Source organism: Bacillus sp. M13(2017) (genome assembly GCF_002218325.1).
In the GTDB taxonomy this organism is placed as follows: Bacteria; Bacillota; Bacilli; order Bacillales; family Bacillaceae_G; genus Bacillus_A; species Bacillus_A thuringiensis_K.
Genome location: NZ_KZ268503.1, coordinates 271,270 through 286,479 on the forward strand (window position 1 = coordinate 271,270; position 15,210 = coordinate 286,479).

Sequence of the window (15,210 nt, forward strand, 5' to 3'; positions counted from 1 at the left end):
TATTCACCTCTTTATAAGTGATTATCATTATATTTATAAAATTTTATATTATTAGCATAGGATTTCCATAAAATATGTCGAATAGTGGAATGTACAACTTAATTATATTAAATGTGAGGTAATATATGAAAGAAAATTCCGTGGAAATTCAGTTAAATAACGTAACATTCCAATTAAAAGAATATCATAATTTTGATTGGCTTATTAAATTAGGGACCGTATTTGCAGTTTTTGACCAGCAAGACTCAGGTAATATAAGTTTTGGTGTAGAAAAAGATGGGCATAAGAAATTTATTAAATACGCAGGAGCACAAACAATTGCATTTGAAGGAACAACGGGTCACGCTATTAAAAGGTTAAAAAATTCAGTTACTATCTATGAAGATTTAAAGCATGAATCGCTCATAAGACTAATTGATCATTTTCCAGTTCAATCTGGATATGTATTAATTTTCGATTGGTTTGATGGTGAATGTCTTCATTCGCATTGGAGTTTCCCACCTCCTGAGAAATATAAAAATCCAAACTCTCCATTTTATAAATTTAGACATTTATCTGCTATAGAACGAATTCATTCCTTACATTCCATTTTTTCTTTCCATACTTATGTAGAAAAGAAAAACTATGTAGCAATAGATTTTTATGACGGTAGTATTCTATATAATTTTAATACAAACGAGACAAAAATTTGTGATATAGATTTATACAGTAAGAAACCTTACATAAATAAAATGGGCCGGCTATGGGGTTCCTCCCGTTTTATGTCACCAGAGGAATTTGAACTAAACGCTATAATTGATGAAAGAACAAATGTATTTAATATGGGAGCAATGGCTTTCTCACTTTTAGGCGGTGAAAAAGATCGTTCCTTTATAAAATGGGAAGCAAGTAAGGAATTATATGAGGTAGCGTATCGTGCTGTAAGTGACAATCGGGCAGAACGGTATGCATCAGTTATAGAATTCTACGAAGCGTGGTTAAAAGCGGCTAATACAGAAAATATATAACCTTAAATTATTAAAAGAAATATAGAGTTTATACTATACTTGTTTTGTTTTCTTTGCTATTGCAAACTTCAAAAAAGCTGCAAGTAGGAGGAGGAGCGGTATTCCCTGAATAAAGAGACATCCTCAAAAAAATCAAGCGTAGTGCTATATGGAGAGTCTGTTGCCATCACACCTATAAATAAAGCCATTGGACTTGTGAGTAGATTTATCCTTAAACAGATCATTATCAATGATAGATTTTTAGCCTTAATTTTTGATGAACCAGACAAGAAAAATAAAAATATCGCAGTACCAAATATAAGAAACAGTGTTACATAAAAACTTACCATAATATCCCTCCATGAATATAATTGTACCATTAGCAAGTACAAATTTGAACAAATAGGATATTTATATAAGTCAGATATAGTGTCTCTTTATCAGTTGCAAGAAAAAAGTGGATCCTTACTCTCTCACAAGGAATCCACTCTTTCTATTTCTACAACTCTATTTTTACACGGTCCTCTTCTTGCCCTTACCAGAACCGCAATCACTAGATCATTAACATAATTATCTTTAGCGGAAGTTAAAGGTTTTTATTTGTGTCCTCTAGTTTCCTAGCCGGACTATATTCTATTTTCAAGCCAATTTCTATCTCCCCATGAATAAAACTCAACGTTCTGTTTATACTACAACTACATCTAGAGACACATCACTGTTTAGAGCGGCTAGGTTTTGCTAGCTGCTCTTTTTTGTGTTTTACACAAATAAAATCAATAACTCAGCATATAATATCTATGTAGCTAGACTATTACCTCTGTATCGAGCAGTTAGGCTGGGCTAACTGCTCTTTTATTTATGACAAAATAAAACTTTTAAACAGAATTACTTTCGTATAACATTTTCAATCTCGCTTACACTATAACTGTAACTTTAAGTTACACATCTATTACTTATAGGGCCTAATTTTCTTTTGTGTAACAATTGGTTAGCTCATAAAGTTAACCAATTTGTTGCGTTCAATTTTATTTCTCAATACTTAATACCTGGAATTAATTCTAATTTATTGGTATTAAACTATTGACATTGATTTTCCTCATATACAATTTTTGAAAAGGCCTTTTCTCTCACATCAGGCTCTTTTATTTATTAAAAAAAGATTATTTTATATAGATTACTATAAGCATCCATAAAGCCAAAGCACCAATGATAGCGAGTACTATACGTGTTGAAAGTATCCTTACTTCAAAGTCTGTTTTCTTGGAAGGTTCAGGATATGCAATTATATAAATTCCCTTTAATAATGCAAGCCATGCAATAACTGTTAGGAATCCCTTCCAGTTGAATACCCATACATTATGTAGAATTACAGTACCTAATCCTAGGAAAATTGATAGAAAACCATACATAATACCAAACCCTCTGTCTTCAACCACTAATTTTTTCAAATCACGTAGCACCGATGGACGGACGAAAAGTATTCCTGATACGATAACCGTCATCCATCCCCAGAACAGCCCTAAAAAAGTACTAGTTTCCATTATTATTTCACTCCCCTCAATTATATTTATATTTCAGATATTCCTTCCTTTAGAAAAATTCCAGTACTTTTATATGTAGGTTAAAGTCTACTCTTTTTTTATACAAACATTCCGTATTCAATGCCCATACTTAATCACACCATTTCTCTAAAAAAATGAAGTTTTTATTAATTTTTCATGTTTAAATAAATTTCTTTTACATTGTGATACAAAGATTATCAACTTATAGAATTCCTCTTAAACGCTTCACTTATATAGATGTATTTTTAAAAGAAATAAGTTTCATTACTTACCCTTGCATTAACACAACAATTCATTTGTTAACTTTCAGAAAATATCAACTTGTATTACAGTATCTGCTATCGCGCTTAGCGTAGAAACTGTTACTTTTAACGAGATACTATCCCCTGCTTGGAATGTTGTTGAAATATTATTAGTTATATTAGAAGTCTGGGCACCAGTTAATGAAACTACAAGAGGTGTATCCACACCATTTTTTCGAATAGTCCAAGTATCAATATTTGTCCCTCCAGGGCCAACTCGAGCACGTACCGATAGTGATTTTATAACAGATTTTTGACTTAATCGGATAAATACTTCTGTATTTGAAACAGCCGCTGTTCCTGGTCTATAAAAACGAGTCCCTCCAGTTGGTAGACCCGACGGATCTGCCCAAATAATTGTAGTAGGCTGTAAAACTGTAGAAAAGCCCAAATTATTAGCGTTAGAATTTATAAGATTCGCTGAACTTAAAATCAATGTTCCAGCTGATTGTGATATATCCGCTGTAGTGCCTTGAATCGACGCTAAACGCAAACTTAATTGTGCTCCTATTCGATTTACTTCTGCCCCAATATAAGATCCTGCTCCAACTGAACTAGTAGTGGTTAAATTAACATCACGGCAATGAAAATTATGTGAATTTGTATTAACCAATATGGCTCTTTTATTCCCTAAACCGGCTGATTTTACTGTTATCGTTGTTGCTCTTACAGTACTTATACTTTCATCTGGAATTCCTGTTCCAAAAGAATGAATTCCATAAACATTTGAAGTCCCACTTGTTGATGCTGTAGAATTATCCACAGTTATAACTGCTGTTCTTAATCTAGAAGTTTGTGATGTTGTTCCAGGAAAAGCAATTCCTGTTAAATCCACATGGATAGAAGAGGTTCCTAATACCGTAATATCTTCTACTCTTGTATTTTCTCCCATTGTGAGTACAGTAGTATTTGATGTTGCATTCTGTTGACGAATTATTACTGTCCATAGACTAATTCCTCGTAATGAATTTCCATTAGGGATAACTACCTTTTCGTCATAAATTCCAGGAAACACAAAAATTGTAATCCCTGTAGCTCCTGTAGTATTAATCGCTGTAATCGCACCATTAATTGTTTTAAAAGGGTTCCCTCCAATAAATGCTGTTGAATCATTTCCTGATTTCATGACCACCGCTGTATTTGTTCTTGATATTAGCAGCTCTTGTAAACTCATTTACTGTTATTTCCCCTTTCATCCTTTATTTCGTTTTTTGCCCATTAATATCTTATGAGCCGGGAAACAAATTAGATGCAAATAAAATTTTCATATTAGACCTCGCCTAACAGCATAACAGTTAAATAATTATGAGCTTGCTTTCTACTAGTCACTTTCTTTCTATTATCCGTTATTTTATAAAAGAGGATTTTCTTAGGAAGTACGCTCAAATGTTGAGCGCACTCCTGTATTGTTTTAGTACATATTAGCCATTTAGATTTCCCTTATAAATGGCATACTCCTTTAACTCCATTGCTCAACTTCCCCAAAATAACGTTTTCATTTAAATCCATCTTTTTTGACCGTAGCTTTACTAATATTGTTGCGCTAATGAAACACTTGTACAGATATTAAAAAGATTATCTTAGAGCACATATAAACATGTACTCTTTTTTCTTGTTATAAAATAAAGATTTTTGTATAAAACTACACCTATCTAAGAAACATACATACAATATGATGTGAACCTTTTTTCAAAAAAAAGACTTGGTTATAAAGCACCTTCCTCCCAAAGCGCTCTTTTTATTTGTAAATAAACATTTTGCTCAAATATACTCAAGACATATGTATTTACTAGGATAAGCATTATACTAGAGCAAGAATTATTTTATCCATGTTTATAAGGAGGGGTTTTTATTAAGACAACTTTAATTTCCCATTTTTACAATGAAGAGTATCTACTCCCATGGTGGCTAATGCACCACACAAAACTATTTGATCACGGTATTCTTATTAATCGAGGCTCTACTGATCGTTCAGTAGAAATATGTAAATTATTTGCGCCTCATTGGGAAATCCGAGATTCAAAAGTATTAGAGTTTGATGCTATATTAGTTGATAAAGAGATAATGGAAATAGAAAAAGAAATTAAGGGGTGGAAAATGGTTTTAAATACTACTGAATTTCTTTGCTGTTTTGATAAGGAAGCCTTTTTCTCATCTCTCGTCACTTTAAGGAAAAACATGTATGCTATTAGGACTATTCTGATGGTAGATGACCCTACTCATGGTTATTCCAATCCGAGATACGGAATTCCCCTTGTCAAACAGCGTTATCATGGGAGAATACTCGATCCTACTCCACCTGCCCCTTACTACGGAGGTAGACTAATCCACAATTATTCGCATGGTAACTATATAGCCGGAAGGCATTGGTCAAATCATTCATTTATCGTTTACATGTACCCTGCTTTCGTTTTAAAATTCTTTTACAGTCCATGGAACACAGCTATGAAAAATCGAAAATTACAAATTGGCCCAACCCTTTCTAAACATAGCATACAGAAGGGCTTAGGTACGCATCACCTAGTTACACTAGCTGAATTAGAAACAAAATATAAATTCTTTGCAAGTACAACTGTTGACCTTCGATTAATCCCAGAATATCAAGTTTTATTCCCAGATTTATGTTTCCCTAACCATTAATACATCTAAAAAGAACATTTTGGAACTCCCTATGCAACCCTTGCTTTTGAGTGAGAACCAACTCTTATTAAAATAGCGTTTTTGTTAAAATTTCACTTCAATCTTATTCATTTATGGTATAATCTGTATTATTTATTTTTTCCAAGAAAGGCTAAAGTAATGAGGAAATACTTTGGAATCACTTCATTTTTATTAACTTTAATCGTATTTTTTGGTTTATTATCAATGCTTTCAAACATTTATATACTCTTTTTAATACCTGTCTCAATTGTTTTAGCTGTTTTTGCTCCAAAAGGCTCATCACAAAAAAGTCGCTATAGCTAGTTTAATAATTTCCTGTATTATTTACGCTCTCATATTCGGCTTACTTTTTATAATTAGTTGGGGATTAGCAGAATCAAAACTAAACTAATCCCTTTCTACCAATTAAAGATTTCATTAAACCCTTTCATCTTTTAACTGGACAAGCATATGTTATTGGATGGGGGAATCCACTCATAAAAAATCTACCTTTCTTGTCAAAGAGCATGTATATACGTGCTCTTTTTGAATGCATTTAAAGACTTCACATTCATTAGAAATGTACATACAATAATCATGATCATCTTATTATTAATCATTTAAACATCTTGGTCATGGAGTGCCTTTCTCCCAAGGCGCTCTTTAATTTTTAAATAAGGATTTTGTTAACGAACTAAATAAAATTTAATACTTTCCCTAATACTAATCAAAATACAATCTGCTTCTTACCCAGGTTGTATCAAATCAAACAGTTATTTGCATTAACTGTTCGATTTTAATTTTTGTTACATAAACTTGATGTTTTTGTCCACACTATATGTACTCCTTAAATTAATGGTTATAATGTTCTCAATGCAGTTAGCCTTTGCTAGCTGCTCTTTTCTATTGAGTTGAAAATAAATTTTAGGTCTTATTTCTACGACATATAATTTTAACCTAAACATCCAGCTCAAAGTGTTACCGCCTATCTTATAGAGCACTTCAATGCATGGTGCTCTTTTTTATTTTTTTCTTTCACTTCTGAATAACATTTTTAACTCTGTTCATACTATTTTTGTAACTTAATGTTACAAACTATTTCTGTAAGCGCAACGTTTCTTTTGTACAACAAGCAGTTAGTTTTATTAACTGGCTGCTTCGTTGCACAAAAGAAAAATCTGCACATGTATTAAGAACATACATAAAATATCATGTGAGATTCTTTTTCAATATTAGGCTTGTTCATGGAGCACCTTAAAAAGCGCTCTTTATATTTGTTAATAAATAACCATTTTGCTCAAACATACATACGGTATATATTAGTTAAGCATATATTTACATAGACAAGACATAACTTTTTTTAAACATGCACAATTTTTGTGCATGTTTTTTTATTTAACAAAATAACTATTTTATTATGTTTCCGAACTTAAGGTAATGTCCTTAAAAAAATTTCATATATATTTATCAGATACACTTTGAAATCCCAGAATATCAAATACTTTTAAGAGTTGACTGACCACCAATATTTGACTTATCTTTAAAGACTTATTAAAAATAACTTAGATACAAAAAAGCTACGTTTTATATAGGATAAAAAATTATCTTACGCAAAGGAGCTTGATTATTTGTGAATTACCAAAATGATAATAACTCAAACATTCACAAATCTTGCACTTGTCCATCCCCCACGGCTAACAGTTTAAATGTTGTTCAAACTACCCCATCAATAGTCTCTGTAAATTCTGCGATTCCATTAGATACCGTGGTAAATTCTAATGGTACGGCAATCTCATTCACACCACCAACAACTGTTTTACTTGAAGGTGGAAGAACCTATTTGGCAATCTATGAAGTGCAAGTTATCATTCAACCAGGAGGTAATTCGGCAGGTATCACTATGTATCTTAATAATAACCCAATTATTGGCTCTGGTACTTCTCTGGGATATACTGCAGGATTCACTTCTATATCAGCACCCGCTATTTTCACTACACCTTTAGGTATAACAAGTACTCTTACTGTTAATGTAGGACCATATTCTAATACATTAAATACGTTGGGCTTAACTCTTGCTGTTGTAGCATTAACATAACAAATTCTAAAACTCTCTAAAATAAATTTCTTTGTTCTTTAACTGCGGTTTTGAGTTAGCCTCTAAGAACTCGCTATAACTACATATAAAAAAGAATATTATCTGGATCGATAGTACTGGGTGACTCGGCTGACACAATTACTGAGTCACTTATTTTTCTATAGTAAAATAACTATATCATTTGAAATTTGCGCATATCCTAGAAACATATATAAAATAAATTACTGCTACATTTTCACTTGATCTGAGTCTTAGTCAAAGAGCGCTTTCCCGGACGCTTTTTTTCTGTTCAAATAAGAATTTTATTTAAATTTTATAAAACCTCTCTTTATCCAGATAGGTTTAAAATTATCTATTTAGCATATATAATACTTTTAAACAATTTAAATTCTATACATAAGTAATGGAGGTTTTAAAATGGGGAGTGTCCCAAATTTAACACCACAACAATCAATCTCAAAAAAACAAATTAATCCTAATAAGAATCAACAAACCTCCGCTTGGTTACTTTTGGATTAGTTTATATCTTACTGTTAAAAACTCATGCTTCAAGATGGTTAGCTAGTGTTTTAGCAACCACATGTTGTACTTTTGCAGCTATTTATCAAACGTTTTCAATTTTTTCCATGAACACAGCAAAAAAGAGGCCTTATGGCTCTTTTTTTATTCCTTAATAACAATCTAAATATGGTAAAATATATCCATCTCTCATATGTCCAACTATGTAATTTTCATAGCAGTTAAATTAAAACAAGACTTATACACCATGGCTCAAAATAAAATGAAGGAGTGTTTTAAGCGGAAGGACATATTCGAAAAAGAGGAAATAAGTACCGTATCTTTATTAATATTGGTCGTGATCCAGAGATAGGAAAAAGAAGCCGAAAAAGATTAAGGAGTTAAATGAAGGGGCTTTTGTGGAGCCGACTAAGCTTAGTTTAAAAGACTATATGGTTCAGTGGTTAGAAATTAAAAGGGTGAGTATAGAAAAGTTTCTTATAATAGCAATATAAACCACCATGTTATACCTAGTATAGGAATAATTGCACTTCATAAATTAAATGTTATGCACATTCAAAAATGCTATAAATTAACACTAGATAATGGTATTTCAAATAATTGCATCGAATACTAAAAACAGCTTTAAATCTAGCAGTTAAACAAAATATTATTTCTAGAAATCCTGCTAATTTTGTTGAGTTACCAAAAAAGAAAAAAGCTCCATCCAGACTTGGACGGAGGAAGAACCAGTAAAAAATTTTTGGTAAAAGTAGCTTTGGCTAGCTAATGTTTGCATTTTATAACCAAAATCCAAATAAATCTTCTATTAACAAGGTTTATTCACCTTAACACATGTTATCATGTATAATACATATGAAAAGGAAATTCAGAATAACGAGGCAAATATTATGGACTTTGTTTATATTAATCAAAACGTGTTAAATAATCTTCTATACATTTTATGTAGTATATTTGTTTTTTATTTCATATATGATAGCCGGCACTATTTAAAGAAATATAAAATACTACTGATCACCCTTTGTTCTAGTATCCCGCTTATTTTATGTATGCGATACCCTATCTATATGGATGAAAGTTGTATTCATGATTTAAGACAAATTCCGGTCATAATAGGTACGCTTTATGGTGGATTCCCTGTCGGTATCATATTGTTTGCAATTTTATTAATTACGAGATTTTTATTTTATGGCTTTAACATGTTGACAGTTGTTGTTTACGGAATAATGTTCATCGTTACAGCACTCGCATCTTCAAAATTTAATACATATAATAGAAAACTTAAAGTAGCTTTTTCCATGCTTTTAACCTTTTTCCTAGCAATATTTACAACTTTAATTGTATTAACCTTATCAGATTTTGAAGTGAATAATTTGTATATTATTTATTTCATGGTATTACCGACTACTTTAATGTTATTTATTGTTTATATAAATGAAGTTATTAAAGATGCTGTATTAATGCGCTCAAAATTAATTAAAATGGAAAAAATGGAGATTGTTAGCCAACTCGCTGCAAGTATATCGCACGAAGTAAGGAATCCCTTAACGGTTGTAAAAGGATTTACACAGCTTTTAAAAACACCAAATTTAACTCCCGAATCAAGAGACGAATATATTAAACATATACTTGAAGAGTTAAATCGTGCCCAAGAAATTATCGATGATTACTTAACGTTTGCCAAACCTGCTCCAGAAAAATTAGATCAAATTTCAGTAAAACAAGAGTTAAATCGAGTTATTAATATGATATTGCCATTGTGTAATATGAATACGATACATATTACACAGGATTTTTCTGAGGCAATCATTGTTGGTAATAAACAGCACTTTCAACAATGTTTTTTAAACTTAATAAAAAATAGTATTGAAGCAATGCCTAATGGTGGTACCTTAAATATTTCCTCATCCATCAATAATAGTAAAGTTGAAATACGAATTGAAGATAGCGGAGTTGGAATGTCACAGGAGCAAATACATCGATTCGGTGAACCATATTTTAGTACAAAAACAAAAGGAACTGGTTTAGGTACAATGGTTGCTGTTAAGATTATTGAGACGATGCATGGAAGTTTAAAAATCAGAAGTATCGTTAGTAAAGGAACGACTTTAACGATTACGTTCCCGAAATATAGTAAGAATACACATTAAAACAAATAAAAAAGGAGCATAGTCGCTCCTTTTTTATTTGTTTCGATACATAAGTATCTTCAATGTTTTTTTAGTTTACATTTGTGAAGACTAATTAAAAATTAGTATCCTCCGCCCCAGCAGCTGCATCCTACAATTATTAATAGAATGAATAACACAACTAATAAAGCGAAACCTCCACCAAAACCACAAGAACCACCGTAACTCATATTTTCTCCTCCTTTTGGTTTGAAAACTAATAGGTAGTTGATCATTTTAACTGGTTCGTATTATACATTATGTGTATATCCCTTTTTTGAGCATGTCTACATAAAAATAAGTAAAAGCACTCGTTTAAAGAGTGCTTTAAAATGGATACCAAAAGTTTTGAAATACGTTTAATTTTAAATATACCGCAACAATAAATATGAAAATACCGGCAAATAAAGCGATGAAATCTTCACGTTTCGCCTTACTTGTATAAAACCATGTACGTTTATCCTTCTTTCCAAATCCTCTTAAATCCATTGCATTTGAAACCGTATCTATTCTTTCTAGAGAATGAATGATTAGTGGCCAGAAAATTAAAACACGGTTCTTCATACGAACCCATAAACTTGCTTCTCCTTTTTCAAAAGCCACTCCTCTCGCTTCTTGCGCGTGTTTAATAATTTTATACTCAGACTGGATGTCAGGAATATAACGTAGTGCAATATTTATTGCATAAGTAATCTTATAATGAATACCCAGTTTACTTAAGTTACTTACAAATTCACTTGGATCTGTCGTGTAAATAAAAAGAAGTGTAAATGGTAATAACGTAAAATACTTTAATGAAAGTGTAGCTGCATAAAATAATGTTTCATATGTAATCGTTGCATATCCAACATGTAAAAACACGGTATATGATTCAGTTAATTCAGATCCATGAGTTGGTGTAATCAATAAAATCATGACAGAGTTTAATAAACTAAATGTAAATATGACACTAAAAACAATTAAAATTTTACGAAATGGAATTTTAGCAATGCTGAGCCCGATACACCCAATAATAAATAATATTAGCAACACCCGAAAATCAAAAAACAAAAAAGTAAGCGTCATACAAAAAATAAATAAAAACAATTTCACTACCCCATCCATACGATGAAAATATGTACTATGCACCTTCCTCCCTCCTATTACTGTCTAAATAAAGCTCCATAAATTTTTCTGGACATGCAATCCCACTAAATTTAACAAGCTTGGTTAAAGAACTCTCTCTTAAGTTGGCTCTTTGTAACGTTTCTTGATCGCCTAATACATCAAACACTGTATTATCCGCAATAATTTTCCCTTCATGTAGAACTACTGCACGGTCTGCATATTCTAGTACGAGATTCATATCATGAGTGATAAAAACAAATGAAATACCCTTTTTAGCTAGGTTTTTAATAAAAGACATAAATTGTTTATAGTGATAATAATCTTGTCCCGCTGTCGGTTCATCTAATATGATAAGTTTAGGATTTGTTGTTAATACAGATGCGATTGTTAATCTCTTTTTTTGCCCATAGCTTAGTGCTTGAATTGGCCAATTACGAAATGGATATAAACCACAAATTTTTAAAGTTCCTTCTACTCTATTCTTAATTTCTTCCTTAGAAAAATTATGTAATGTTAATGTAAATGAAACTTCTTCAAAAACAGTAGGCTGTGTAATCATATGATTTGGATTTTGCATCACGTAAGATATGATTTCCCCACGTTTACGAATAGACCAAGAACTAATATCTTCACCTTTTAACAAGATTTTCCCATTTTTCATTTTGTTTATGCCTATAAGACTATGAGCTAATGTTGATTTCCCTGCTCCATTATGTCCTAACAGTGCCACAATTTCTCCTTCATATATTGAAAGGTTTACATTTTCTAATACTTTTTGTTTATTAGAGTATGAAAATGATAAATTCTCCACTTTAAGTAATTCCTTGTTTTTAGTATTCCCTTTTAATATGACTTGTTTCTCCATCCACTCTTTTATAACGTTGCTTACCTTTTCTTTTTGAAGGTTTTCCATTGGATATATTACGTCATTATTACTATCAAAATGTAATCTCTTTAATGCTTCGATGTAAATAGGCTCTCTTAAGCCGATACGTGGTAATATATTTGACGCTAAGATTTCTTTTGGTGTTCCTATCGCAATGACTTTACCTTCATCAATTAATATAACTTTGTCTAAATCCAGTTTTAAAATTTCTTCTATCCTATGTTCGATAATAACAATCGTTTTATTATATTGTTCATGTATATCTTTCATAAGTTCTATCGTATGTATGGCGCTTAGTGGATCTAAGTTTGCTAACGGTTCATCGAACAATAATATATCCGCATTTGTTGTTAATAAACCAGCAAGGGAAACTGTTTGCTTTTGACCTCCTGATAATTCATGTGGACTTTGTTTATGAAACGTATGCATCTTCACCTTTCTTAATGAGTCCGAAACAATCTTTTTCATATCATCTTGCTTTACACATTCATTTTCTAAATAAAAAGCTACATCTTCTTCTACTGTCAGACCAATAAATTGGCATCTTGATCTTGCAAAATTGTTCCTACCTGTTTACTTTGTTCAAAAATACTTCCTTCCCTCGGGTCTTTACCGGCAATTAAAACGTTACCTGTACTAGTCCCTTCGTAAGAAAATGGGATTAGCCCATTTATACAATGAGCTAATGTCGACTTGCCTGAACCACTTCGTCCAGCAATTAGCACTTTTTCCCCAGGGTATATATGAAAGGTAATATCACTTAAAGTAGGCTGCGCAGCATGCCAATATTGAAAGGTGAATTGTTCAAACGAAATAATTGGTTGCATGTTAACATCCCTACTTTTCAATTTTTAAATGTGTATGTTTCTTATTGGATTTCGCCAAACCAATTGTAAGTGGCAATCCAAGTACTAAGAAAACGATGACATCGGAAATTGTTGCGCCTAATACTTGTATAACAATTTTGTCAAATGGTTCTCCCATCACAATAATATCGAATGCCCCAGCAAATATAATAGCAATGACAATACCAACTAGCCCAGTAATTGCTAAATAAGAAATATCCCCCTTGTTAAACGACCCGTTTTTCACACTAAAACCAACTCTTCTTTGAATAAGCCCCATTGAAAAACCAATAATTCCTGAACTAATAACCCGCAACTTATACTACTTTAGAATATGTCCACCCAAACAAATCTAGTAAAACATTGAGTTTCACTTAGGTATTAAATTGGACACTTACCTGAATGAAAAATGATGATAATTAAGTACAGTAATTTGTTTTCGTGATAGAATTCCCCTATTTTAATCGGACACTTTTTTATATACATAATAAATACTGGAAGATTAATTACATCTTCCAGCTGAATTTATTGTCTCTTTCATGCATCTAATTACAAAATTCTTTTAATTGAATCCTCTTAGGTTCCTAAAAGCACTACATATTTCAAACACAACATTAAATTCAACTGCTATTCACAAGATGCTTTTTTGAGAGTTTAAGTAATTGATTTGTTTTCTTGCTATTAATTATTTTAAGCTTAAAATCCATACCTGTGTTTAAAAGTATCAAAAAATGTCAATAAATACTTATAAGTTTTATTTCAGGAGGGAACTTAAATGTCAATAATTTGTGCTAATGTAAAAATTTCAGGAACTAGACCACTCTTATTTAATCGATTTACTGAAGAAGCAATTCCTATAACGAAACAAGAAAAGTGTGGCGTACCAGGAAACAATCCTGAAGAATGGAAAAAAACTTTTCAAGCTACCCCACAAGGTCAACTTTACTTGGATCCTATTTATATTTTCTCTTGTTTACGTGCAGGAGGAAAGTTTACATCTAAAGGAAGAGGAACTTTAGAACCGGAAGTGTCTTCAACCCTCCAGGTACTAAATAATAAGATATTTATTAACCGGTTTCTTCCCCCTATTAATAAAATAACAAGGGATGATAAAAGAGATGTATATATTGATGTACGCCCTGTTTCAAGAAGAGGAGTAAAAAATATACGTTATCGTCTAGCTATTTCATCCGGTTGGGAAACAGAATTCAGTATAATATGGGAGGGAACCTTAATTAGCCGTGAACAAATGAGAGCTATTTGCCAAGATGCTGGTGCGTACGCTGGATTAGGAGATGCAAGAAAGGTTGGATTTGGTCGATTCCATGTCACTGATTTTAACATCATCCAGCAAAAAACACATGCCTAAGAAAAGAACCCCCTATGAAACTTGGAGGATAAACATAAGACCTATTGTATGGAACAGGGATAATAGAAAATGTATACGTTGCAAAAAGATAGTTCTATTAAATGATTGTCATATAGATCATATAATCAGTGGGCTACGTGGAGACAATAGACTTCAAAATTTACGTACACTTTGTAGAAAATGTCATGTTCTACGTGCAGATCACTTTCATCGCGGTATGATTGCAAAAGCTTTAAAAGATGGAGTTATAACAGCAGATTGGCGTCAATATGTTTGGGAAGAAGAATCACTTTTGAAAAGGTAGAACAGAATTTTTTATATTTCTTGATGAAATAATAACAATATATGAATTCAAATATAGTTTGGTTAGTGTATTTTATAAAGAAAAACTAGATGTATGGTACGATTTGATACGGATTTAAACTGAAATAATTTACTGAATTGTTTATAAAGCAATTATTTAAATACAATTACTGCAAATTTCACGTTACACGAACATTCTCAAAAAATCATGATTGTGTCGAAACAGTTTAAACTGTTCAATAGGAGATGACCTCCCTGTTGCTGAAGAGATAGGTCATTTAATCAGGTTGGGCTTGGCATGGTACCCCCCGGCTGGGTTCGGTTCGGTGGTGTTTGGTATGGTATGGCTTAATACGGTAATACAATAATTACATGAATCATCTTTTATTAAAAACAATCAGATTCTCTACTAACTAAACATAATGGGC

10 protein-coding genes and 5 pseudogenes are annotated in these 15,210 nt (G+C 31.8%); 8 read left to right on the forward strand and 7 right to left on the reverse strand.

Features of this window, described 5'->3' with window-relative positions; all coding sequences use genetic code 11:
- Positions 1-125 precede the first annotated feature (125 nt).
- Entirely contained in the window at positions 126-1,007 is an 882-nt protein-coding gene (locus CGQ22_RS13175) for a protein kinase domain-containing protein (RefSeq protein WP_000662484.1), read from the forward strand.
- A 33-nt stretch (positions 1,008-1,040) separates the two neighbouring features.
- On the opposite strand, the pseudogene CGQ22_RS32430 reads toward CGQ22_RS13175, so the two are convergent.
- From CGQ22_RS32430 to CGQ22_RS13190, 3 genes and pseudogenes are all read right to left on the reverse strand, one after another.
- A pseudogene (locus tag CGQ22_RS32430) lies at positions 1,041-1,336 on the reverse strand (hypothetical protein).
- 810 nt (positions 1,337-2,146) lie between these two features.
- On the reverse strand, positions 2,147-2,527 hold the full coding sequence (locus tag CGQ22_RS13185) for a hypothetical protein (protein WP_000450246.1): 381 nt from the start codon (positions 2,525-2,527) through the stop codon (positions 2,147-2,149).
- 327 nt (positions 2,528-2,854) lie between these two features.
- Positions 2,855-4,024, reverse strand: coding sequence for a pectinesterase (locus CGQ22_RS13190; protein ID WP_000058013.1), 1,170 nt, complete (start codon positions 4,022-4,024; stop codon positions 2,855-2,857).
- 737 nt (positions 4,025-4,761) lie between these two features.
- Here CGQ22_RS13190 and CGQ22_RS13200 point away from each other — a divergent pair.
- The 5 genes and pseudogenes from CGQ22_RS13200 to CGQ22_RS13215 all read left to right on the forward strand — a co-directional run bounded on the left by CGQ22_RS13200 (position 4,762) and on the right by CGQ22_RS13215 (position 10,254).
- Positions 4,762-5,490: a hypothetical protein gene (locus CGQ22_RS13200; RefSeq protein ID WP_000546535.1), complete on the forward strand. Its 729-nt coding sequence runs from the start codon at positions 4,762-4,764 to the stop codon at positions 5,488-5,490.
- A 1,630-nt stretch (positions 5,491-7,120) separates the two neighbouring features.
- Positions 7,121-7,585 (forward strand): hypothetical protein, encoded by a 465-nt coding sequence (locus CGQ22_RS13205; protein ID WP_089148797.1) that lies wholly within the window; start codon positions 7,121-7,123, stop codon positions 7,583-7,585.
- Between the two features lie 417 nt (positions 7,586-8,002).
- A pseudogene (locus CGQ22_RS32715) lies at positions 8,003-8,083 on the forward strand (septum formation initiator family protein); the annotation flags it as partial.
- A gap of 312 nt (positions 8,084-8,395) precedes the next feature.
- Positions 8,396-8,847, forward strand: a pseudogene (locus CGQ22_RS32720) (site-specific integrase); the annotation flags it as partial.
- A gap of 147 nt (positions 8,848-8,994) precedes the next feature.
- Positions 8,995-10,254: a sensor histidine kinase gene (locus CGQ22_RS13215; protein WP_002164044.1), complete on the forward strand. Its 1,260-nt coding sequence runs from the start codon at positions 8,995-8,997 to the stop codon at positions 10,252-10,254.
- A 101-nt stretch (positions 10,255-10,355) separates the two neighbouring features.
- On the opposite strand, the gene CGQ22_RS13220 is transcribed toward CGQ22_RS13215, so the two are convergent.
- From CGQ22_RS13220 to CGQ22_RS13235, 4 genes and pseudogenes are all read right to left on the reverse strand, one after another.
- Complete coding sequence (locus CGQ22_RS13220; protein WP_000120182.1) at positions 10,356-10,463, reverse strand: YjcZ family sporulation protein; 108 nt, start codon at positions 10,461-10,463, stop codon at positions 10,356-10,358.
- Between the two features lie 136 nt (positions 10,464-10,599).
- Entirely contained in the window at positions 10,600-11,400 is an 801-nt protein-coding gene (locus CGQ22_RS13225) for an energy-coupling factor transporter transmembrane component T family protein (protein WP_000556378.1), read from the reverse strand.
- Positions 11,393-13,092: pseudogene (locus CGQ22_RS13230) on the reverse strand (ABC transporter ATP-binding protein). Before CGQ22_RS13230 ends, CGQ22_RS13225 begins: the two are co-directional and overlap by 8 nt.
- Positions 13,093-13,102: 10 nt before the next feature.
- A pseudogene (locus CGQ22_RS13235) lies at positions 13,103-13,420 on the reverse strand (ECF transporter S component); the annotation flags it as partial.
- Between the two features lie 465 nt (positions 13,421-13,885).
- Between CGQ22_RS13235 and CGQ22_RS13240 the strand changes: the two are divergent.
- Both CGQ22_RS13240 and CGQ22_RS13245 read left to right on the forward strand, forming a co-directional pair.
- Complete coding sequence (locus tag CGQ22_RS13240) at positions 13,886-14,479, forward strand: hypothetical protein (protein ID WP_089148799.1); 594 nt, start codon at positions 13,886-13,888, stop codon at positions 14,477-14,479.
- A complete protein-coding gene (locus CGQ22_RS13245) occupies positions 14,472-14,783 on the forward strand; it encodes an HNH endonuclease (RefSeq protein ID WP_089148848.1) in 312 nt (103 codons plus the stop codon). The genes CGQ22_RS13240 and CGQ22_RS13245 overlap by 8 nt, the downstream gene beginning before the upstream one ends.
- Positions 14,784-15,210: the final 427 nt, after the last annotated feature.